Origin of the sequence: Shewanella sp. M16 (genome assembly GCF_018224605.1) — a bacterium.
GTDB classification, from domain to species: Bacteria; Pseudomonadota; Gammaproteobacteria; order Enterobacterales; family Shewanellaceae; genus Shewanella; species Shewanella oncorhynchi.
The window spans coordinates 88,103-110,098 of the sequence record NZ_JAGTUL010000010.1 but is presented as its reverse complement, the minus strand read 5'-3'; the positions used below and the strand labels follow the sequence as shown (position 1 = coordinate 110,098).

Annotated in this window: 19 protein-coding genes; 11 read left to right on the top strand and 8 right to left on the bottom strand. The window is 43.2% G+C overall.

Features of this window, described 5'->3' with window-relative positions; all coding sequences use genetic code 11:
• Positions 1–55: 55 nt before the first annotated feature.
• The 3 genes from KFE26_RS09025 (at position 56) to KFE26_RS09015 (ending at position 2,648) form a co-directional block, all read left to right on the top strand.
• The gene (locus KFE26_RS09025; protein ID WP_028759724.1) at positions 56–1,120 is read left to right on the top strand and encodes a 3-deoxy-7-phosphoheptulonate synthase; all 1,065 of its coding nucleotides are present in this window, start codon (positions 56–58) and stop codon (positions 1,118–1,120) included.
• 180 nt (positions 1,121–1,300) lie between these two features.
• A complete protein-coding gene (locus KFE26_RS09020) occupies positions 1,301–1,765 on the top strand; it encodes an acyl-CoA thioesterase (protein ID WP_168825401.1) in 465 nt (154 codons plus the stop codon).
• Between the two features lie 220 nt (positions 1,766–1,985).
• Complete coding sequence (locus tag KFE26_RS09015) at positions 1,986–2,648, top strand: response regulator transcription factor (protein ID WP_028759722.1); 663 nt, start codon at positions 1,986–1,988, stop codon at positions 2,646–2,648.
• A gap of 66 nt (positions 2,649–2,714) precedes the next feature.
• Here the strand turns inward: KFE26_RS09015 and cysB are convergent, their stop codons facing one another.
• Entirely contained in the window at positions 2,715–3,698 is a 984-nt protein-coding gene (cysB, locus tag KFE26_RS09010) for an HTH-type transcriptional regulator CysB (protein ID WP_028759721.1), read from the bottom strand.
• A gap of 228 nt (positions 3,699–3,926) precedes the next feature.
• On the opposite strand from cysB, the gene zomB reads away from it, so the two are divergent.
• A complete protein-coding gene (gene zomB, locus KFE26_RS09005) occupies positions 3,927–4,706 on the top strand; it encodes a flagellar motor control protein ZomB (protein WP_028759720.1) in 780 nt (259 codons plus the stop codon).
• 243 nt (positions 4,707–4,949) lie between these two features.
• On the opposite strand, the gene topA is transcribed toward zomB, so the two are convergent.
• Positions 4,950–7,592 (bottom strand): type I DNA topoisomerase, encoded by a 2,643-nt coding sequence (gene topA, locus KFE26_RS09000; protein WP_105252683.1) that lies wholly within the window; start codon positions 7,590–7,592, stop codon positions 4,950–4,952.
• 330 nt (positions 7,593–7,922) lie between these two features.
• Between topA and astB the strand changes: the two genes are divergently transcribed.
• Entirely contained in the window at positions 7,923–9,257 is a 1,335-nt protein-coding gene (gene astB / locus KFE26_RS08995) for an N-succinylarginine dihydrolase (RefSeq protein ID WP_212600192.1), read from the top strand.
• Between the two features lie 104 nt (positions 9,258–9,361).
• On the opposite strand, the gene KFE26_RS08990 is transcribed toward astB, so the two are convergent.
• Positions 9,362–11,803, bottom strand: a complete 2,442-nt coding sequence (locus KFE26_RS08990) for a hypothetical protein (protein ID WP_212600191.1) — start codon at positions 11,801–11,803, stop codon at positions 9,362–9,364.
• Positions 11,804–12,025: 222 nt separating this feature from the next.
• Here KFE26_RS08990 and KFE26_RS08985 point away from each other — a divergent pair, with 222 nt between their 5' ends.
• The 4 genes from KFE26_RS08985 to KFE26_RS08970 all read left to right on the top strand — a co-directional run bounded on the left by KFE26_RS08985 (position 12,026) and on the right by KFE26_RS08970 (position 16,076).
• Positions 12,026–13,348 carry a dicarboxylate/amino acid:cation symporter gene (locus KFE26_RS08985; protein ID WP_173496825.1) on the top strand — a complete coding sequence of 441 codons (1,323 nt, stop codon included), beginning with the start codon at positions 12,026–12,028 and terminating at the stop codon, positions 13,346–13,348.
• Positions 13,349–13,519: 171 nt separating this feature from the next.
• Positions 13,520–13,879: a hypothetical protein gene (locus KFE26_RS08980; RefSeq protein ID WP_028759715.1), complete on the top strand. Its 360-nt coding sequence runs from the start codon at positions 13,520–13,522 to the stop codon at positions 13,877–13,879.
• Positions 13,880–14,061: 182 nt separating this feature from the next.
• A complete protein-coding gene (locus KFE26_RS08975; RefSeq protein ID WP_028759714.1) occupies positions 14,062–14,736 on the top strand; it encodes a response regulator in 675 nt (224 codons plus the stop codon).
• Entirely contained in the window at positions 14,727–16,076 is a 1,350-nt protein-coding gene (locus KFE26_RS08970; protein WP_028759713.1) for a sensor histidine kinase, read from the top strand. Before KFE26_RS08975 ends, KFE26_RS08970 begins: the two co-directional genes overlap by 10 nt.
• 15 nt (positions 16,077–16,091) lie before the next feature.
• Here KFE26_RS08970 and KFE26_RS08965 read toward each other — a convergent pair whose 3' ends face one another.
• The gene (locus tag KFE26_RS08965; RefSeq protein WP_131523317.1) at positions 16,092–16,787 is read right to left on the bottom strand and encodes a 2OG-Fe(II) oxygenase; all 696 of its coding nucleotides are present in this window, start codon (positions 16,785–16,787) and stop codon (positions 16,092–16,094) included.
• A gap of 116 nt (positions 16,788–16,903) precedes the next feature.
• Between KFE26_RS08965 and KFE26_RS08960 the strand changes: the two genes are divergently transcribed.
• Positions 16,904–18,166, top strand: coding sequence for an HD-GYP domain-containing protein (locus KFE26_RS08960; RefSeq protein WP_028759711.1), 1,263 nt, complete (start codon positions 16,904–16,906; stop codon positions 18,164–18,166).
• A 188-nt stretch (positions 18,167–18,354) separates the two neighbouring features.
• On the opposite strand, the gene corA is transcribed toward KFE26_RS08960, so the two are convergent.
• From corA to cobB, 4 genes are all read right to left on the bottom strand, one after another.
• Complete coding sequence (gene corA, locus KFE26_RS08955; protein WP_028759710.1) at positions 18,355–19,302, bottom strand: magnesium/cobalt transporter CorA; 948 nt, start codon at positions 19,300–19,302, stop codon at positions 18,355–18,357.
• 127 nt (positions 19,303–19,429) lie between these two features.
• Positions 19,430–19,801, bottom strand: coding sequence for a hypothetical protein (locus tag KFE26_RS08950; RefSeq protein ID WP_212600190.1), 372 nt, complete (start codon positions 19,799–19,801; stop codon positions 19,430–19,432).
• 324 nt (positions 19,802–20,125) lie between these two features.
• On the bottom strand, positions 20,126–20,575 hold the full coding sequence (locus KFE26_RS08945; RefSeq protein ID WP_212600189.1) for an ATP-binding protein: 450 nt from the start codon (positions 20,573–20,575) through the stop codon (positions 20,126–20,128).
• A complete protein-coding gene (gene cobB / locus KFE26_RS08940; RefSeq protein ID WP_212600188.1) occupies positions 20,572–21,303 on the bottom strand; it encodes a Sir2 family NAD+-dependent deacetylase in 732 nt (243 codons plus the stop codon). The genes KFE26_RS08945 and cobB overlap by 4 nt, the downstream gene beginning before the upstream one ends.
• 257 nt (positions 21,304–21,560) lie before the next feature.
• Here cobB and fur point away from each other — a divergent pair, with 257 nt between their 5' ends.
• Complete coding sequence (gene fur / locus KFE26_RS08935; protein WP_028759706.1) at positions 21,561–21,992, top strand: ferric iron uptake transcriptional regulator; 432 nt, start codon at positions 21,561–21,563, stop codon at positions 21,990–21,992.
• Positions 21,993–21,996: the final 4 nt, after the last annotated feature.

Below are 21,996 nucleotides of genomic sequence, written 5' to 3'. Positions count from 1 at the left end.
GTTATAATCCGAGGCAATCTGGCGAAAAGCGCCGCACGCAAGCTCGGTATTTTGAATGACCATAAAAACAGACGAACTACGCACTTCCTTATTAGCAAAAGTCATCTCACCTGCGCAACTGGCATCTGAGTTCCCATTAACTCAAGATGCAGCCGATTATCTGGTTCAGCAACGTCGTGAAGTCGAAGCCATCATTATGGGTGAAGACCAACGTCTATTGGTGATCATAGGCCCATGTTCAATCCACGATACTAAAGCGGCATTAGATTATGCTCAACGCTTGGCCGCGTTACACCAAGAATTGAAAGATGACTTGTGTATCTTAATGCGCGTCTATTTTGAAAAACCCCGCACAATTGTCGGTTGGAAAGGATTAATTTCAGATCCCGATCTCGATGGCAGTTTCGAACCAAACAAAGGTTTACGCATTGCCCGCGAATTGCTGCAACAAATCACTGAATTAAAATTGCCTATCGCCACCGAATTTTTAGATATGGTGAACGGTCAGTACATAGCGGATCTCATTACTTGGGGTGCGATTGGTGCGCGCACCACGGAAAGCCAAGTCCACCGTGAAATGGCTTCAGCACTGTCCTGCCCGGTTGGTTTTAAAAATGGTACTGATGGGAACATCAATATTGCCGTTGATGCAGTGCGTGCCGCACAAGTGCCACATGTTTTCTATTCACCAGATAAAGATGGCGCTATGGCGGTCTATCGCACCCACGGCAACCCGTTTGGCCATATCATCCTACGTGGTGGTAAAAAACCTAATTATCACGCACAAGATATCGAAGAAGCGCGTCAACAGCTTGCATCTGTTGGGGTAACTCAACGTATGGTTATCGATTTCAGCCACGGAAACAGTGAGAAGAACCATCTCAAACAACTGATGGTCGCCGATGAAATTATGACTCAAATGCGTGCTGGCAGCACTGCCATCGCAGGTATTATGGCTGAAAGCTTCTTACAAGAAGGTAATCAAAAAGTCGTTGAAGGCCAGCCACTCTGTTATGGCCAAAGTATCACAGACGCCTGCTTACATTGGGACGACTCTGAAATTCTGCTACGTAAGCTCGCAGCGGCTTCCCGCGAAAGAAAAGCACTGTTAACCAAATAAATCTGAAGTAAAATAAATCGTCCAATAAAAAACCGATCTCATTTCGGTTTTTTTATTGGAAGCATGACATTATCCTCAGTCATATGCCTACTGCGCCTTAAAGCCTGTAGTTTTCTATCTTTAACCACCATAAATCTTTATAATTCGAGCTTATTTTGCTGCATTACCTTAGGTTGCTGTATGTCGCTTACCCCCATGTCCACAAACACCGAAAATACCTCACGAATCGAAGCCGCTGAAACACCTTTTCCTGACGCGATTCAAACTCGAATTGATTCCTCAGAAGCGCGCGTGATTAAAGCAGTATTCCCCTCAATCACCAACCATCACAATACGTTATTTGGTGGCGAAGCTTTAGCGTGGATGGATGAAACAGCCTTTATTGCGGCAACTCGTTTCTGCCGTAAAACCTTAGTCACAGTGAGTTCCGATAGAATTGATTTTAAAAAGCCTATCCCAGCAGGCACACTAGCAGAACTCATCGCTCGTGTGATCCATGTAGGTAATACGTCATTAAAAGTTGAAGTCAACATCTATGTCGAAGACATGTATCAAGACCATCGAGAGCATGCCATACGTGGTGTGTTCACTTTTGTTGCGGTTGACGAACAACGAAATCCCACAAAAGTGTGGACATATGGGTAGTTTTTAGACGATTTTAAAGTATAGGTTAGCCCGTACTTTCGGGCTTTCAATTGAAACGATACGGTCCATCTTTTTCCCTGTAAAACACCGACCAAAGTCTAACAACCAGAAACATATCAAAATTTTGTCCTTATTCCTGAATAAAGCAATAGGATCCTTGATTACTTTTCTGTTACATTGAGTTCAATCTTCACGCGCACCGAACATAATCATAAAAGCCATGAAGCTAGAAAACTTAAATATTATTATCGCAGACGATCATCCATTGTTCAGAAATGCACTACGTCAAGCGCTGACCAGCGCTTTCGAGCATGCACAGTGGTTTGAAGCCGACAGTGCTGACGCACTGCAATCTGTATTGGATGTTCGAAGTGTCGATTACGATCTTGTACTGTTAGATCTGCAGATGCCGGGGTCCCACGGCTACTCCACGCTTATCCACCTACGCTCACATTATCCTGAGTTACCCGTTGTGGTGATTTCAGCCCACGAGGATATCAATACCATTAGCCGTGCGATTCATTATGGCAGCAGTGGTTTTATCCCTAAATCAGCTTCAATGGAAACCCTAAAAGAGGCGCTAAGTGCGGTGTTATTCGGTGATATTTGGTTGCCTAAAGGCACTGAGATTATTGCTATCAATGACGATGCCATTGATAAAATGGCCAGCAAGTTATCCGATCTAACGCCGCAACAATATAAAGTGTTGCAGATGTTTGCCGAAGGTTTATTAAATAAACAAATAGCCTACGATCTTGGCGTGTCTGAGGCGACCATCAAGGCGCACGCTACCGCCATATTTAGAAAACTTGGCGTTCGCAACCGCACTCAAGCAGTTATTGCCCTTGCGCAACTCGAGATGGATAAAGTCGATTTATCTTAATCGCTAAACCCATAAAAAATGCCGCTTATATTAGCGGCATTTTTTATGTCAGTAAATCATTGCCAATTAACGCATTGGCAGATTTTTATCGGCAAACATTTCATCTATGAGCTGTTGATCCCGTAATGCTACGGCTTTCTCCACCACATCACGGGTTAAATGCGGCGCAAAGTGCTGAATAAAATCATACATATAACTGCGCAAGAAACTGCCCTTCCTAAAACCAATTTTAGTCGTACTGTGGGCAAACAAATGACCAGCATCAATAGCGACTAAATCTTTATCAACATTTGGATCAATGGCCATAGACGCGATGACCCCCACGCCTAATCCTAAACGAACATAGGTTTTAAGCACGTCGGCACTGGTCGCACTAAAGACAACACGCGGCTCTAAATTGGCCCGATTGAACGCTTTCTCAATTTCAGAAGCACGGTCAAAACCAAAGACATAGGTCACTAAGGGGAAACGGGCTAAATCTTCGATACTAATCAAGCTGCCTTGATTGCGGGTCGCAAGAGGATGGTCTTTGGGTACAACGATAGAGCGGTTCCAGTGGTAACAAGGCAACATGATCAGATCTGAATATAAATGCATTGCTTCGGTCGCAATGGCAAAATCTGCATCACCGCGAGCAGCCTGTTCGCTGATCTGAGACGGTGTCCCTTGATGCATATGCAAGTTCACTTTAGGATAGCGATCAATAAACTGACGAATTATCGTCGGTAATGCATAGCGTGCCTGAGTATCTGTTGTGGAAATATTTAACTCACCTTGATCTGGCTTAGTATATTCTTCAGACACTTTTTTGATACTTTCAACTTTACCTAAAATATCATTGGCAATGCTGATCACTTGCAAACCCGCAGGTGTGACATGGGTTAAATGCTTACCGCTACGACCAAATATTTGGATCCCCAACTCATCTTCAAGCATACGAACTTGTTTACTGATCCCAGGTTGAGAGGTATACAAGTTTTCAGCTGTCGCCGATACATTGAGGTTATGTTTTACGACCTCAGCAATATACCTGAGTTGTTGCAGTTTCATCTTATTTCCTTGTCTCAAACACGCAAAATGCCATTAATAACTGAGCCCTCAAAGCACTCTCAGCTATAATCAATCGTTATAGTATATAGTAAAAATTAAAGCAAATAGGAATATAGAGCACAAGTCTACAGATTCATACGACAGAAATGATAACCTAGGCTAAGATAACTATGCTAGTTTATTGATTTATTGTAGCATTAGCTCAATTGGATAAATAATGGAACATCTATGTCATTCACCTTGGTTCTGATCCTCATCGGTGCGCTTTTACTGCTTGTTATCGGAATTAACGTATTACAGCAACAAAAAGAACGTGTAGAGGCTGAGCGTCGCATTGAATTTGCCCGTCAAAGAGCAATTATCGATGAAACTGAAACTGTGTTATCAAACACAGGAATGATGCCTTGTAGCACGAATATAGTGTTGGTTTTGTACCGGCGTGTACAAGATGCCTTGCAGTCTGCAACAGCGATCAGTAATGGCCAACAACAGTCTGACTACCAACGTCGCTTAGCCGATATTAATAATCAAATAACAAGCTTACAGTCTGGACAACCTCAAACTCCTCCAATTGAGAATTTCAGACTACCCGATAATGACAAACAAATTTTAGCGCTTGTTCAAACCTTAAAAAAATTAAAGGCGATACTCAGAGCCGAGCATAATAAAGGTAAAGTCGATCCGAGCATTTTTGCTCAAGAAGAAAGCCGCATCGACAGTTTACAGCTCAGAATTAATGTCGATTCTATGCTTTCTCGTGCCCGCGCGGCCAGTTTTATGAAGCAATATGGCTCATCAAAACAAATGGTAACCAAAGCCCTATCAACATTACACGCCATTAAGGCACAAACGCCTAATGATCCCTTCATTGGGCGTAAAGTCGATGAGGCTAAACAATTACTTGATGAAATTATGGGTGCACAGAAACAATCTGAGCCCAGTGCGCCTAGACCTAAAAATGAAGAAGATGATATCGATATGCTGTTTCAACCTAAAAAGAAATGGTGATCAGTCTCTATTTGCTTACCGTTAAGTTGAATTAGCGACACATTTGCCACCATTCTATCGCGTCATTGTGAGTCAGTTTGTATCTGTAAGTGTAAAGTACTCAGTAAGTGTAAAGTACTCAACATGTTTAAATTATTATCTATAGCAACAAATTGATATCGAAAAAATGCAAACAAAAAGCCAAGTCATAATTGACTTGGCTTTTTTGTTATTCTCTTGGCGTTAAGCTAACTCAATCCACCGCTATGCGCCTTTCTTGGCCTTCTTGGTAGATTCACTCACCCACTTCCCATTGACGTAATGCGCAGACCAACCCGTGGCTTTACCATCGACTTCAGTCGCAACGTATTGCTCTTTCGTCTTACGGCTAAACTTCACCGCAGCCTTATTGCCTTCATCATCAGTGACTGGCGCATCCGCTAAATACTGATACTTAGGCCATAGCAGCTCACGGTATTGAACCAGTTCCTCAACCAGAGGCGCACGGGTTTCACGTGATTTAGGGAAAGTACTGGCCGCTAAGAAGATACCCGCAGCACCATCACGTAATACGAAATGGGCATCCGATTTACTGCATTTCAGTTCGGGTAAATAAATTGGATCTTCTTTTGGCGGCGCCGCCTCACCATTTTTCAACAGTTTACGAGTATTTTTACATTCCTCATTGGTACAGCCAAAGTACTTACCAAAACGACCATTTTTCAGTTCCATATCGTGACCACAGCGATCACACTCAATCAGTGGACCTTCATAGCCTTTGATCTTGAATTGGCCTTCTTCGACTTCATAGCCTTCACAGATTGGATTGTTACCGCAGACGTGTAACTTACGCTTCTCATCGATCAGGTAACTGTCCATTGCCGTGCCGCAAATACTACAACGGTGCTTCGCACGCAGTGCATCTGTTTCGGCATCTTCACTGTTTTCGCTAATCGCCTCAACGCCGGGCGTGAGGTTCATCGTCGTTTTACAGCGTTCTTTAGGGGGTAATTCATAACCAGAGCAACCAAGGAAAACCCCAGTCGTTCCAGTGCGGATCCCCATAGGACGACCACAAGTTGGGCACTTGATATCCGTCATCACCATTTGATTAAGACGCATGCCACCTTCTTCGGGATCCAGCTCCGCTTTTTCTAATTGCTTAGTAAAGTCAGCATAGAAACCATCGAGTACTTTTTTCCAGTCTAACTCGCCGCGAGCCACATCATCTAATGTTTGCTCCATGCTGGCGGTAAAGTCATAGCTCATCAAATCAGCAAAACTACTCACCAATCGTTCGCTGACAATTTCACCCATTTTTTCGGCATAGAAACGACGATTCTCAACTTTTACATAACCACGATCTTGAATCGTTGAAATGATGGTTGCGTAGGTTGATGGGCGGCCAATGCCGCGTTTTTCTAATTCTTTTACTAAAGAAGCTTCGCTGTATCGTGCTGGCGGCTTAGTAAAATGTTGTTTAGGCTGCAATTCTTTTAATGCTAATACATCGCCTTGTGCCACAAATGGCAACGTATTGTCTTCTTCGTTTTTCTTCTTGAGTGCTGTTTGCACGCGAGTCCAACCATCAAAACGTAAAGTACGTCCCGTAGCTTTGAGCTCATAATCACCCGCTTTTACGGTCAACTTAGTGGCATCATATTGTGCAGGTGTCATTTGACATGAGACAAACTGGCGCCAAATAAGCTCATATAAGCGCTGAGCATCACGTTCCATGTCAGATAAGGTCGCTGCTTGCACTTGAACGTTCGATGGACGAATCGCTTCGTGAGCCTCTTGTGCGCCTTCCTTAGAACCATAACGAATGGGTTCAGCGGGTAGATATTTATCACCAAACTCTTTAGCAATCATATCACGCAGGTTTTCAACGGCTTCTTGACTCAAATTGGTCGAGTCGGTACGCATATAAGTGATATGACCGGCTTCGTAAAGTCGCTGCGCCATCATCATGGTCTTCTTCACACCGAAACCTAAGCGTGTACTCGCGGCCTGTTGCAGTGTCGACGTAATAAAGGGAGCCGATGGTTTACTTTGAGTCGCTTTATCTTCGCGAGCCAGCACAGTAAAACTTGCCGCAGATAACGCTTGAACCGCAGCCATCGCTTGCTGTTCATTGATAGGATTGAAGGCAGCATCTAGATGCTTAACCACTTCCATCCGCAAAGCTTCTTGAGCGGGCGTATTGAGCTCTGCGTGTACATCCCAAAATTCTTCAGGCACAAAGGCTTTGATTTCGCTTTCGCGTTCAACCACTAAACGCACGGCAACCGACTGCACTCGCCCAGCGGATAAACCGCGAGCAACTTTTTTCCACAGCAGAGGCGACACCATAAAACCGACAACTCTGTCTAAGAAGCGGCGGGCTTGTTGGGCATTAACCATGTTAGTGTCGAGTGTCGACGGCTTACTAAAGGCATCTTGAATCGCAGACTTAGTAATTTCGTTGAAAACCACACGTTGATACCGTGAAGGATCACCACCAATCACCTCTTGCAAATGCCAGGCGATAGCTTCTCCCTCACGGTCTAAGTCGGTTGCGAGATAGATTTGGTCAGCAGAATCGGCAAGTGCCTGTAGCTCTTTAACTACCTTTTCTTTGCCCGGCAAAATTTGGTACTTAGCCGCCCAGCCCTTTTCAGGGTTTACGCCCATACGAGACACTAGCGCTTGCTGATCTTTCACCTTTTTATATTGAGCTTTTTCTTCTGGCGACATCTTCTTAACTTCGGCAGCGGATTTAACCTTTTCATTGCCTTCTGAAGTCGATGATGTCGGCAGATCACGGATGTGACCTACGCTCGATTTAACGATGAATTCTTTGCCAAGATATTTATTAATAGTCTTAGCTTTGGCCGGTGATTCGACAATAACTAGCGATTTACCCATAGTTTAATTTGCGCCAAAAAATCTCAAGAAGGTGGAAATTGGCACCATATATAGAGGGTTGTACTGATAGTTTCAAGTTAATCCCTCTTTTATATGTACCAGCGAGTCACTTTTTAATCAAAGTTGAAAAAATGTAAAAATATAATATGCGTAATTAAAAACTAATATTTCATTATTTGCCAGCAAGCAAGAAATAGTTATGCATTTATCGTGAAAAAGTCGCTTTGAGCACAAAACCGTCCGCTTGTGCACTCGAAAAGCTTCAGTATACTGGGTTCCCTCAGGGACCATATGAACAAATAATAACTTTCCCTATCACAAGGATAAGCAATGAAGCACTTTGAAGCGAATTTTGATGGACTCGTTGGACCAACACACAATTACGCAGGGTTGTCTTTTGGCAATGTCGCCTCACTTAACAATGCCGCCTTAGTTTCCAACCCCAAAGCTGCTGCAAAACAAGGACTCCAAAAAGCCAAAGCACTAGCCGATATGGGCATGGTTCAAGGAATATTAGCTCCTCAAGAGCGCCCAGACCTCTATACATTGCGCCGAATTGGATTTTCTGGCTCTGATGCTAATGTATTAAAACAAGCGGCAAAAGAAGCGCCCATATTACTTAATGCCTGTTGCAGTGCTTCCAGTATGTGGACAGCCAATGCCGCTACAGTCTCACCAAGTGCAGATACACGTGACGGCAAACTACATTTTACCCCAGCAAATTTAGTCGATAAACTGCATCGCAGCATCGAGCCTTTGACAACGGGGCGCATATTAACAGCAACTTTCAGTGATCCCCACTATTTTCATCACCATAGTCACTTACCTGAGCATAATAGCTTCGGTGATGAAGGTGCCGCAAACCACACTCGTCTCTGCAATGAATACGGCCATGCTGGTGTTGAGCTGTTTGTTTATGGACAAGAAGCCACTAATCCCAATGCACCTAAACCGCAAAAATATCCAGCAAGACAAACCTTAGAAGCGTCGATGGCAGTCGCACGCTTACATCAGCTGGAAGACGATAATTGCGTCTTCATCCAACAGAATCCTGATGTGATTGATCAAGGTGTATTCCATAACGATGTTATCGCAGTAGGTAATCAAAATGTCCTGTTCTATCACGAACAAGCCTTTTTAAATACCCAGAATAAGATCGATGAAATTAAACGTAAACTCGACACTGAGCTGTATTTCATTGAAGTGCCCACTGCGAAAGTAGCAATTAACGACGCAGTCAAAAGCTATTTATTCAATACTCAAATTATTACGTTGCCATCCGGTGAAATGGCGATTATTGCCCCAACAGATTGCCAAGAAAATCCAGCGGTATTTGCCTATTTGAACGAATTACTCACGTTAAACACGCCGATTAAGCAAGTGCTTTATTTCGACGTAAAACAAAGCATGCAAAACGGTGGCGGCCCTGCCTGTCTTCGTTTACGTGTCGCCATGAATGAAGTGGAAGTCGCAGCTATAAATCAACACACTCTGATGAATAATGCTTTATTTACTCGTTTAAACCTTTGGGTAGACAAACATTATCGAGACAGATTAACCACCCAAGATCTTGCAGACCCTCAGCTAATCATCGAATCTCGAACAGCTCTGGATGAACTGACACAGATTATGAAACTAGGTAGCGTATATCAATTCCAGCGTTAGGAATTATTCCTAACGCTGGAACTACATCATTATAAAATTCGACAGACCTACAATAGAAAAAGAGCACCTTAGATGCTCTTTTTATTTGAATAATGTCCTTAAAACTAGCTGATTCTAATCGGAATAGATAGAACCTGAGTCACTGACCCATTAGGGGTTTCAACCTCAACAATAAGAGTACCTGCATTAGGTTGCTCTTCACCTTTCAGTGTCACACTAAACTCACGTCCCGCGTTATAGTTACTACTTGGCCAAATATATTGAGCACTACTAGCAACAGAACCTGCGCTTGCTTTAAATCTAACAATACTACCAGCAGGCATTTGTTGGTTATGTAAGTCAGATATAGTGAAATAAACAGTAGCGGCATCTTTACCTATTAAGTCAATACGTTGGTCTTTGCTGATGCTGTAACTATCGTCGATAAGCACATCAGCAATCGGAGTCGCATAAGCAGTACTTCCTGACATGACAATCACTAAACTGCCTCTCACATATAGTGATTTTGAATCTGTAATACCATCAGCACAAGCAGCATGTGCAGGCTCAGAGCAGAGTACACCGTTATATTTACTATCTTTTATATCAAAAACACCATTAGAATTAAAATCAATTAACTCTTCTAATTCCCCACCAATTTGTCCACCCGCTTGCTGAGGATTAAAAATGCCATCTTCATTATAATCATTGAAAGCATCATCCAAATCAAATGGCTTACCACTTACATCCTTTTGAGTTAAAAATGCTGTTGCTTCAGAAGAATCAAAGCGACCATTGCCATTAAGATCTGGGAAGGATTCTTCGCCAATCGCAGTTGCAGTAATAGTTGCTCGACCACCATATTTCTGGCCATAATAATTACCTAAATTAGGCGCAAGTATCGCAATAGGATTGCGAATTAATGCGCCTGTTGCGTCAATAAGAGACTGCCCTTCAGGCCTAGTTAACTGACTCGTCCAAACAACACTACATGTACCTTTAACAGTCTGACAAGCATCTTCAATAGAGCCACCTTCAGTGGTAAAAGATACTGTTGTGCCATCTGGAACAGGGTTATTGAATGCATCGGCTAGGCGTGCAGTAACGGTCACTTTGGTGCCATCAACGTTCCAACCTTCAGCATTGAGTACTGTTGCAGAAAGTGAAAAACTGTCTTGATCGGGTATCCCTGTCGAGATGATGAGCTGACTTGATTGACTTGAAATAACTGGCGAAGAGCCAGCAATAGTGCCTGTTACTCTTACCGAAGTAGCAACAGTCCCTGTTCTTACAACTGTCTGAACAATGCCTTGATTGTTAGTCGTTGCACTTGATGGGTCAAGCACTATGCCTCCCGTCGTAGTGTTCAAACTAAAGTTAACTAACTGGTTACTTACCGGATTACTATTTGTGTCAAGTACCTTAAATTTAACTTCAGAAGATTCTGAGCCACCTGTACCTAAAATGGCGATATTTTGCGGTGTCGCAGACATAAATATAATGCTTCCCACGTTAGCAGGAAGTACTTTAATAGTGCCCGTAGCTGAAAGATTTAATCCACCTGCGTTAGCAGTAACATTAATAGGATCATCTCCAACGCAGCCCTTTGCAAGGTAAGTCGTTGTAGCTACGCCATTCACAGAGGGTACGGGTGAACTTATTATGGCTTCTGGTGATGATTTAGTTGAACAGGCCGATGAAAACTTAACATCCACAGGTTGGGTAAAAGGCTTACCTTGATCGTCCTGGATAACGACAGAAATAGTCGCGGTGCCACCTGCAGTTAAATCACTTGAACTAACACTTGCTTTACCAGCAACAAAAGGACTTCCACTACCCATGACTACATTTGTAGCACCAACCACCACTACTGTATTACCTTTTTCACCACTAGCTAAAGAGGCAACGATAGTTCCTGCACCTAACGTATTACCAGCATAAATATCAACACTAGCCTTTCCCTGACTATTTGTTACAGCAGTTTTGATAGGAAGGTCCCCAATATCATTGTCAAAGGTCACTATCGTGGGTTTATTAATGCCGGTGATAGTAGCAGTTAACTTACCTGGATTTAAGGATGTAATAGTTTGAATAGGTAAGCCTGTAATATCAGTTAAGGCTAAATTAACTTGTGCACCTCCACCCGCTTCACCGCCATCACCTTTCATCACAAAACCAATTTTCCCAGACTCCCCAGTATCAACTTTGCCAGTGACAGTACCTGCACCCGCAATAGTTGCTGTATTTAAAATAATAGTAGCAACACCTTCGGTATTCGTTAATGCCGTTGCCGTACTAGGATCAAAAGACCCAATATTAGAATTACTCAGAGTAAAAGTAACTAATTCACCAGCCAAGGAACCGAGTTTCGAATCAACAACTTTAGCTGATACTGTGGCAGGTGCTAAAGCAGAAATATCCGTATTAGTAATACTCAGAGTGACAGTGACGACACTTGGCGTCGGCGGAGTACCGGAACCATCATCAGAGATACTGCCTCCACCACCACATGCTGATAATAAAAGCGAACACAATCCTGCGAGAAAAACCTTATACGCTGACTTCATTGTCAGGCTCCCTGTTACTCTGATGATAATACCTAAGCGAGACGCTTATTACTTATAGGCTAACATTACACAATTTTCACGCAACTTTCCCATAACTATCTTATTTTATTTCGCAAATCTGATAAATACTTTAACATTAATTGTCATTTCATCTTCACGATTTTCTTGCTAGTCTTGTGAGCGCCAAAAAATAGAATGTATAAAAAACACACAGGACTCTCTATGGCAATTTCTATAAAAAATAAACTCGGCCTTACAAGTAAAATTCTGATCGGTATGGGAACAGGTATTGCTTTAGGCCTCTTTCTTCGTAATGCCTTTCCAGAAAGCGATATAGTAAAAGATTATATTACCGAAGGTTTCTTGCATGTTATCGGTACTATCTTCATCTCCAGCTTAAAAATGTTAGTCGTTCCTTTAGTCTTTATTTCATTAGTTTGCGGAACTTGCTCACTGAGTGAACCTTCAAAATTAGGCCGCTTAGGGGGGAAAACCCTCGCCTTCTATTTATTCACAACCGCCATTGCCTTAGTGATTGCGATTGTCAGCGCAGTCCTTATACATCCTGGAAACGCCTCACTGGCGTCAGAAAAAATGGAGTACGTCGCAAAAGAAGCCCCAAGTCTTGCTGATGTGCTGATAAACATAGTGCCCACTAATCCGATGCAGGCATTGAGCGAAGGTAATATGCTGCAAATTATTATTTTTGCGGTCATTTTTGGCTTTGCTATTGCCCATATTGGTGAGCGCGGCAAACGTATTGCGGCGTTGTTTGAAGATTTAAATGAAGTCATCATGCGTGTAGTGACACTGATCATGCAACTCGCGCCCTATGGTGTATTTGCGCTGATGGCAAAACTTGCATTAACACTCGGTTTAGAGACCTTTGGTAGTGTGGTTAAATATTTCTTCGTGGTCTTAGGTGTATTACTGATCCATGCGTTTGTTGTTTACCCTACACTTCTAAAACTTTTCTCAGGCCTCAATCCCTTAATATTTATTCGTAAAATGCGTGATGTGCAGTTGTTTGCTTTTTCAACCGCCAGTTCAAATGCCACTTTACCCATTACCATAGAAGCGTCTGAACATAGATTAGGTGTCGATAATAAAATCGCCGCTTTTACGCTACCGTTAGGCGCTACGATTAACATGGATGGCACAGCAATCATGCAAGGCGTTGCCACTGTGTTTATTGCGCAGGTTTTTGGCATTGAGCTCTCACTAACCGATTATGCCGTTGTCGTTGTGACTGCCACGTTAGCATCAATTGGTACAGCGGGTGTTCCAGGTGTCGGACTTATCATGCTGGCCATGGTGTTAAATCAAGTTGGCTTGCCAGTGGAAGGGATTGCCTTGATTATCGGTGTCGATCGCTTACTCGACATGGTACGTACTGCTGTAAACGTCACAGGTGATTGCGTAGCAACTGTAATTATTGCTAAATCAGAGGGCGAATTTAACGAGCAAGTGTTTAACAATACTCAAGCGGGTAAAGTTGCTAGAAGTTTTGATGAGCAAGTTCATCATTTAGATAAATCGAACTAAACCTCACAAAGACCAAAATGACGCCCAGCTTCAGTGTTGGGCGTTTTTGTTTGAACGCAATACAGTTAACATTTCTATTGTTAGCAAAATGTGAACGCGCCAATAGTACGGAAGTTTGTTTTTAGATACATTATGTTTACTATTTTAATACGTTTAATGGGAGGGGTATAAATGTGGTGGAGAAGTCTTTGGATCCTGATTGCATGCTGGTTATTGAGTGCCCACTTCGTACGTTACGAGCAAATTAACTTTGCTATTCCTTTTGCACTTGCGCCTTTGGTCTTATTTTTTAACTCAGTTTACTTACTTCGTTTATTACAAATTTTATTATTTATAAGTGTCTTTGCCGTATGGGGCGTCACAACCATTGAAGCGGTACATCTGCGATTAGCGCAAGAAATGCCTTGGTTGAGATTGTCTTTTATCATGATGGCGGTGATGTTATTTACCTTAGGCGCGATTATGTGTGGCAACGGCATTTTGCGGATCAGAAAACAAAAATCGCCTTGGGGAAATTCCCCGATACGCTAACACTTTAACGGCAAAACCTTCTTATTCAACAATAAATTAGTACTTATTTTGACCACAAGTTCAACTCGGTCAGCAAAGGTTAAGTTCAACTAAGATATGCTGATCCTCTATTTGGTTATCAGTGTGATTTTACGTAGACTAGTTTGCTAAAGCTTAGCTCATACACTTTAAGGCATTATATTATGAGAATTTTGGTTGTTGAAGACGATCCTATTTTATCCCACCACTTAAAAGTGCAATTAAGCGATCTCGGCAATCAAGTTCAAGTGGCACTGACTGCCAAAGAAGGTTTTTATCAAGCCACTAATTATCCCATCGATGTCGCCATTGTCGATTTAGGGCTACCCGATCAAGATGGTATTAGCTTAATTCAACAGCTCCGTGAAGCCGGTCTTAAAGCACCAATATTAATTCTCACGGCACGAGTTAATTGGCAGGATAAAGTTGAAGGCCTAAACGCCGGAGCCGATGACTATTTAGTGAAACCCTTTCAAAAAGAAGAACTTGTCGCAAGACTTGATGCCTTAGTACGCCGTAGCGCAGGTTTTGTTAAACCTGTGATTTGCAGTGGAGAATTGAAACTCGATCTCGCCGCCAAGCAAGTCACTCTGGGCGACGAAGTCATGGAAGTCACGGCCTTTGAATATTTAATCCTCGAATATTTGATGCGCCATTGTCATGAGGTTGTCGCCAAGCAACGTTTACTCGATGTGATTTATGGTGATAAGGAAGGCGATCCCAATACGATTGAAGTCATGGTCAGCCGCCTGCGTAAAAAACTGACCCGAGATGGTATCGATAACCCCATAGTGACCATCCGCGGCCAAGGATATAAATTTAACCTGCCATGCAATTAAGATTAAAATTCAAGAAACGTCTGCTGACACGGATGTTTCTCACCTCGCTATCAATTATTACCTTAGTGGGTTTTGGTCTCGCATGGATGGTTAATATTCTGCATGCGCAAAATAGTTATAACGAAGAAACGGCCCAACTCATTGCCGAAATTCCCCAAGTCGCCGCCGAATTACGGGAGCACGATCTTATCCCCGATACCAGTGCTTGGCTGGAAGAAAATAATAAACAAGAGCGCTATGTAATAGCGAGCTGCGATGACAAATTTAAGCAGGTTTGGACCTCATCCCTCGCAGTAGATCGTGGCTTATTTGATACCTGTGAGCGTTTTAACGAAATCCGTAACGACTCCCCGCCCTACTACCTCACCATGGCTGACGACAGAGGATATTTCGTCTATTTGCTCGCGGTAGAAATTGCCAGTGTGCATTACAACCTCCTCGTCATGAAAGATGCCGCCAAACTGGAGCAGGAATACAGTAAATTCAGTAAACGTACTTATATTCGTTTAGCCATGGTATTGGCCTTAGCCTTAATTCTATTGGTCAGCGCCGCCTATTGGGGCATGCGTCCCTTGGTACGGATGCAAAATGAACTGCAATCAATTAACCAAGGTAAGAGTAAATCACTTTCTGAGGGCTATCCTGTTGAACTTGAAGGCGTAACGCAAGCACTCAACCAGATGTTGCAACAATCGAGTGCCCAACAACAGCGCTATCAAAATGCTATGAATGACTTGGCACACAGTCTTAAAACCCGCTTAGCCGCCGTGCATGCCATTACAGATGACGCCAGTTTGAGTAAACAATCGGCAAGCGAAAAGATCATGGAACAAGTCAGCCAGATGGATCAGCTGGTCAAATACCAATTAAAACGGGCCATGTTAGGCCGCCAAGGCCTGAAGCAAGAACAAACTGTTATCGCGCCCTTAGTCGATCAATTAGCACAAATGTTGTTTAAAATTTATCGAGAAAAACAAGTGCAGTTCTCGGCCAACATCTCCCCCTCTTTGATGTTCCCCGGCAACAAGGGTGACTTAATGGAGCTTTGTGGCAACCTTATGGAAAATGCTTTCCGACTGTGTATCAGCCAAGTGCATGTATCGGCTAAAATTAACTCACAAGGTGAGTTTGAACTTATTGTCGAAGATGATGGCCCTGGTGTTGAAGAAAGCTTAAGACAGAAGATTATCCAACGTGGCGTGCGTGCCGATACCCAGTCCCCAGGGCAAGGGATCGGATTAGCTGTCTGTGATGAAATCGTTCACAGCTACGGTGGCAGCTTAAAAATTGAAGAAAGTCGCTTAGAAGGGGCGCTCTTTAGGATCCGTATCCCAGTGTAAGAAACTGGGATATTATCATGCTATCACCGCATATAACTGTTCGGCTCGATTAAACATGATCCAAGAAGTGGCAATATATTTGTCACCACTCACAGGTTTATTTCCCCGATGTGAATGAGTAAATCCCGCAGGCGCTATCACCATAGTGCCTTTTTTGGGGGAGATTTTACGCTGTTGATAATAAAATTCGGTTTCGCCGCCCTCTTCCACATCATTTAAATAAAACATATAGAGCACGACGCGATGCAGAGCTTCATTGTGGCCATTCTGCGGGAATTGCTCCGAATGCCAATGGGGATAACCGCCTTTATTTTGCTGATACTTTTGAATATTAATACTGCCACTGCGATACAAATACTTCACTAAGCCATCGGCCCTAGGCGCACCCAGCGTCGCAAAATTAGTCGGAGTTAGCGTCACTGGTTGGCCCTGCTCATCACTCACTGACACAGCAACCGCACCCATTAATGCCATTGAATACTTTGTAAAATAATCTACCGCGCCCTTTAAGGTATAACCTAAGAGTTCGTTTCTGATGGGCTGCAGGTCGACGAAACTATCTAAGGTCAAATCGCGGCTGATCTTCTTCTCCAAATCGACGCCATTGCCCGTGTGTCCATCAACAACGCCAGCATGTTGCTCAAATGCCAGAATGAGACGGTCACACAAGTCATTCGGCAACGCATTAGGGTATACTTCAATAAAGTCCATACTTCCTCAATGGAGTGGCTACTTTCTAGGCTTACTATGCTGACATGTTAGTTAAGTAATTGTAAAGCAGCATCATTGAGATAAAATAACCCACAACGCTTCACGATAACAAGAATATGAAAAAAAGCTGTAAAGTTTCAGTCCATCAACTTCAAGTCGGCAACTTTGTGCGTTTGCCCGTGGCTTGGAAAGATCATCCCTTTTTATTCAGTAGCTTTCATATTAAACAAGCTGCGCAAATCGAGTTGATTAAAAATCTGGGCATCGAACATGTCATCGTCGATTTAGAACGCAGCGACGTCGCCCCGATACATGCTGATGCGGTCAACCCTATCAAATTGCCGCCAAGTGCTGAAATCAATGTGCTTAAAAACGACATGGATCAATACAAGGCTGAGCAAATCGAAGTACAAAAAAAATTACGCCGTGACATTAATAAAACTGAGCAAAATTTTACCCGCTCAGTAGCCATGATGCGCAGCCTCATCTCTAAGCTACGTAATCGCCCCTTAAATGCGGTCGATGACGCCAAAGATTTGGTCCACACCATAGTCGAACAGCTGCTCAACTCAGATAACTTAGTGCTGCATTTGATGAGTGATGCTAAGCAGGATGAAAGCATTTACTACCACTCCTTGAATGTTGCGATCCTCTCTATGCTGATCGCCAAAGAAATGGAATGGGATAGAAGTGAAATCGAAACGGTCGGTCTCAGTGCCCTGTTCCACGACGTGGGTAAATTAAAAATCCCACCACAAATTCTAAAAAAATCGACACCTTGGTCAGCACCAGAGCTTAATTTTATCAAACAGCATCCATTACTTGGGATTGAACTGCTCAAATTAGCCGATAATTTTCCCCAAGCAGCCTTACCTGCAATCACCAATCACCACGAGTTTCTCGATGGCAGTGGTTATCCCAAAGGCCTAAAGGAAGAGGCTCTCGATAAGGTATCGCAACTGATTGCGGTAGTGAACGAATATGACTCCTTGTGTTACCCAAGCCAACAGGGCAAAGCCAGAATGCCCTACGCCGCACTGGGGCATTTGTATAAGCAATACAAAACTAAGCTAAATCAAGAGTATATTGGCAAGATGATCAAGATGCTGGGCATTTACCCCCCCGGCAGTGTGGTGGAATTATCCAGCGGTCAATATGCCATGGTGATGTCGGTTAACTTAACTAAACTACTATGTCCAAAAATATTGGTTTACGATGCCTTAGTGCCCAAAGATCAGGCGCCTATCGTTGATCTGGAAATTGAAGGGATCAGCATAGTGCGCTGCTTACCACCTGCGGCGCTTCCTGAAAAAGTCCACGAGTATTTGAATCCGCGTGAGCGAGTGAGTTACTACTTTGGCGGCGATAGTCGTAAGTAGTTGATTAAGAAACTGGCTTAACGATTATGTCTAACGAGCTTCACTCATTTAAGCAAAGTCATCGAGTCTCACTCATTGAATAAAAGTCATTGAATGAACATGATTAATAAAAGTGATAACAACAAGGGTCGAATATTGCATTCGACCCTTGTTGTTAATTCGAGAAATAAACACAGCTCGCGCCAGGCTTATAACCAATGCTTACGTTTAAAGAAGAAGTAAGTACCTGCGGCACTGGCTAACATCATCACAATCGCCATAGGGTAACCGTATTGCCACTCAAGCTCAGGCATGCTGGTAAAGTTCATCCCATAACTACTGGCAATTAAGGTCGGTGGTAGAAACACCACAGCGGCAACCGAGAAGATTTTGATGATTTTGTTCTGCTGCAGACCACTGAAACCCATGGCCGCATCGAGCAGAAAGTTTAACTTATCGAAAATAAACTGACTGTGGGGCATCAGCGACTCGATATCCGACAACATTTCCCGCAAGTCCTTTAAATGTTCATCGGATAACTGGCCACGATAATAACGCTGCATATAACGCAGTGAGCGCTGAGTATCGAGCAAACTTAATCGGATTTTACCATTAGAGTCTTCTTGCAGAGTGATGAGTTTAAATACATCGTCAAGTTCGTCGTTATCAAATACTTGCTCACCGACATTTTCAAGTACAGTGTAAACGTCTTCAATTAAGTCAGATAGATAATCCACTTTCAGATTAAATAACTCGAGAAACAATTCCTGCGGTGTCGATACTTCTAACCGCCCTAAACGCAAATAGTTACGCAGCAAACGGATAAGACCTACGTCTTCTTCACGAATTGTCAGTAAAAAATTGCTACGAAGGTTGAAGGAAACGTTAACGCCGCGCACATCTTGGCCGACACGCTGTGGGAATAACGAATTAATATGCAAGCCGTCACTGTTTTGATAAAAACGTGCTGAGGCCTCAATTTCATTGATATCTTCTTCGTCAGGCACTTCTTCAACAGAAAAATGACTTAACCACTCTCGCTCCTCATCATCGGGTTTATACAGATCTAACCAAATGGTCGACGCGGGAATACTGTCCAGTATGCCGAGCTCTGTCACAGTAAGGTGACGATTATCATAGACATAAGCAGTAATCATTTGTCCTCCTGAAAAAAAACTTAAGTTAACGATTCCACTTAAGTGCAGGCTTAAAAATTGTCGCTAGTTTACCGCATAAGTTGGCAATGAAAAGGCGTGCAAGGTAATTTAGTAAAATAAATATGCCTTAGTCGGTTTCGATAATAGCCAACCGTTCTTGGGTCGAAAAGCGAATATGGATGCCATCGAGAGTGACCATTTTCGAGTCTGAGATATCCCCTTTTCGCACACGATACTCGCCGTTATTGTCGGCATTCGGTGACACAATTCTCACAGTGACAATTCTATGCTGATCGCGCCAATACCAAACACTGTAACTCAGCAGGCTAAATCCAATCACCACAAACACACTCGTCAACAGGTATCGACGCCACAGCGGTTCACTAAAACGCTTTGAACTGAGATTAACAGCCTGAGATTCAATCTGACGCTTGCGTTTCACCAGCAAAAACCAAGTGCCAGCAATAACTAAGACTGTTAGTAAAATTTTAATGAGCATGGCTCTTTCCTCTGATATACGTCCGCTTGTGCTCAATGGTCTCGTTCAAGCCAGCAGCAATCTTGCATTGACCCTTCAATGCCACACAAGTTAGCGCATTATACGCAGACTTATGTGGATAAACTGTCTTTGGGATCAAGCTTAAAGTGCACGGTCAAATAGATAAGGCGAATGTATGAGCCACACACATACACATACACATACACAAAGCAGAACGTTGAAACAGAGTACAACAGACTTATGACAGGGCGAAAACACTGCGGGACCCATACCTAAAATTGATTGCTACAGATCACAATACTCAACATAAGTAAGTACCTGAAATTAAAAATCTTCAAATACCTTCGCCATCCGCTGAATTTGTGCCAAAGGAACGTCGTGGCGATTGCGTTTCGCGCATTCCTGCTGATGAGCCAGACTGCTTGGTTCACCCACAAGCACAATTCTAACTTGATAACCGAAGGCTTTTGCCGCCGCTTCATAGGCCATGTATTCCCAGTGGCACAGATTGGTATTGTCACAAATCACCACGGGCTCGCTTGAAGAAAGTGCCTGAATAAACCCCGTCAAATTACATTGATGAAACTCAGGTAATTTCTTGGCATCGAAACGGTATTCATCTTCATGGTAGAAAAAACTATCGGTCGAAAATACGCCACGTTGCCGCACGCCAATGGCTTTTTCTAAAGGAAGGGAAAGAATGTAAGTTTCAACCCAATGTGACTTACCACTGCCCGGTAAGCCACGCATTATAATCGCAACTTTTTCGCTCATGTGTTCGACTCACTGCCAATCACTCGACCCGCTAAAATGGTATCAACCAACTGAGGCACTAACTCCCCCGCTTTTCCTGTGAGGTGATATTGAAACTGACTGTGTCTATCGGGTGCCATCATATTCACTTCGACTGTTTGAGCCCCATGATGGTTAGCAGTATCCACAAAGCCCGCGGCAGGATACACAGTGCCAGAGGTGCCAATGGCGATAAACAAGTCACAGTTATCGAGCGCATCGTGAATTCGATCCATCCCTAAGGGCATTTCACCAAACCACACCACATGGGGGCGTAAACGCTGAGCCGGAATACAACAAGTACAGCAATTATCGATACCAAAGGGCTCACGTAAAATAAAGGTCTGACGTGAGCGCGGACAACGGCCTTTGGATAATTCACCGTGCATATGCAATAGACGGCGCGAGCCCGCACGCTCATGCAAGTCATCAATATTTTGTGTGATGATAAGTAATTGACCTTTAAAGTCCGCTTCCAACTTTGCCAAGGCCACATGCGCTGCATTGGGTTCAACCGTGCCACTGTGCAGTTGCAACCAACGACTATTGTAAAATCGCTCTACCAATTCAGCATCACGCTCATAACCTTCTGGTGTCGCAACGTCTTCAATATGATGCTCTTCCCACAGACCATCTTGATCGCGAAAGGTGCGTAAACCCGACTCAGCAGAGATCCCTGCGCCGGTTAACACCACAATTTGCTGGTACATGCTGATTCCTTATTATTTTATTTATTTGAATTATTCTCACTGACTTTGGCAGCCGTGAATATTATTCCTTGGTATAACCATACAAAAACTATGCTTGAATTGCCGCAAAATATTGTGATTTAACGCCTATTGACACAATTTATCTGCATATCGCCCTAGAAAGCCAGAACAAAGGTTTAAGTTTTCAACCTGAGCACCTATAATGGCAAACACTATCCACGGATGAACCTATTGGTTCTGCAATCAAGAGATTAGCAATGACAGATGGAAATCAAGCGCTAAAAAAAGCGGGTTTGAAAATTACCCTGCCACGAGTCAAGATCCTAGAACTGATGCAAGGACCTGAAAACCAACATATCAGTGCAGAAGATTTGTACAAGAAGCTGCTCGATATCGGTGAAGAAATTGGTCTAGCCACCGTCTACCGTGTGTTAAACCAATTTGATGATGCAGGTATTGTCAGTCGCCATCATTTTGAGAGCGGTAAAGCCGTTTTCGAACTATCGACTCAGCATCATCATGATCACTTAGTTTGCCTATCGTGTGGCAAAGTGATTGAGTTTTCAGATGAAGTCATCGAACGTCGTCAAGATGAAATTGCCATGAAACACAACATTAAGTTGACTAATCACAGCTTATATTTGTACGGCACTTGCACCAACGATACCTGTGAGCATAACGACGCCTAAGTCG

Coding starts and splice junctions, on each gene's coding strand:
- KFE26_RS09020 (WP_168825401.1), top strand. CDS start 1,301: ATGTCGCTTACCCCCATGTCCACAAACACCGAAAATACCTCACGAATC.
- cobB (WP_212600188.1), bottom strand. CDS start 21,303: ATGTACCAGCAAATTGTGGTGTTAACCGGCGCAGGGATCTCTGCTGAG.
- topA (WP_105252683.1), bottom strand. CDS start 7,592: ATGGGTAAATCGCTAGTTATTGTCGAATCACCGGCCAAAGCTAAGACT.
- KFE26_RS08975 (WP_028759714.1), top strand. CDS start 14,062: ATGAGAATTTTGGTTGTTGAAGACGATCCTATTTTATCCCACCACTTA.
- KFE26_RS08970 (WP_028759713.1), top strand. CDS start 14,727: ATGCAATTAAGATTAAAATTCAAGAAACGTCTGCTGACACGGATGTTT.
- KFE26_RS08965 (WP_131523317.1), bottom strand. CDS start 16,787: ATGGACTTTATTGAAGTATACCCTAATGCGTTGCCGAATGACTTGTGT.
- KFE26_RS09025 (WP_028759724.1), top strand. CDS start 56: ATGACCATAAAAACAGACGAACTACGCACTTCCTTATTAGCAAAAGTC.
- KFE26_RS08960 (WP_028759711.1), top strand. CDS start 16,904: ATGAAAAAAAGCTGTAAAGTTTCAGTCCATCAACTTCAAGTCGGCAAC.
- KFE26_RS08985 (WP_173496825.1), top strand. CDS start 12,026: ATGGCAATTTCTATAAAAAATAAACTCGGCCTTACAAGTAAAATTCTG.
- KFE26_RS09015 (WP_028759722.1), top strand. CDS start 1,986: ATGAAGCTAGAAAACTTAAATATTATTATCGCAGACGATCATCCATTG.
- corA (WP_028759710.1), bottom strand. CDS start 19,302: ATGATTACTGCTTATGTCTATGATAATCGTCACCTTACTGTGACAGAG.
- zomB (WP_028759720.1), top strand. CDS start 3,927: ATGTCATTCACCTTGGTTCTGATCCTCATCGGTGCGCTTTTACTGCTT.
- fur (WP_028759706.1), top strand. CDS start 21,561: ATGACAGATGGAAATCAAGCGCTAAAAAAAGCGGGTTTGAAAATTACC.
- KFE26_RS08950 (WP_212600190.1), bottom strand. CDS start 19,801: ATGCTCATTAAAATTTTACTAACAGTCTTAGTTATTGCTGGCACTTGG.
- KFE26_RS08990 (WP_212600191.1), bottom strand. CDS start 11,803: ATGAAGTCAGCGTATAAGGTTTTTCTCGCAGGATTGTGTTCGCTTTTA.
- KFE26_RS08945 (WP_212600189.1), bottom strand. CDS start 20,575: ATGAGCGAAAAAGTTGCGATTATAATGCGTGGCTTACCGGGCAGTGGT.
- KFE26_RS08980 (WP_028759715.1), top strand. CDS start 13,520: ATGTGGTGGAGAAGTCTTTGGATCCTGATTGCATGCTGGTTATTGAGT.
- astB (WP_212600192.1), top strand. CDS start 7,923: ATGAAGCACTTTGAAGCGAATTTTGATGGACTCGTTGGACCAACACAC.
- cysB (WP_028759721.1), bottom strand. CDS start 3,698: ATGAAACTGCAACAACTCAGGTATATTGCTGAGGTCGTAAAACATAAC.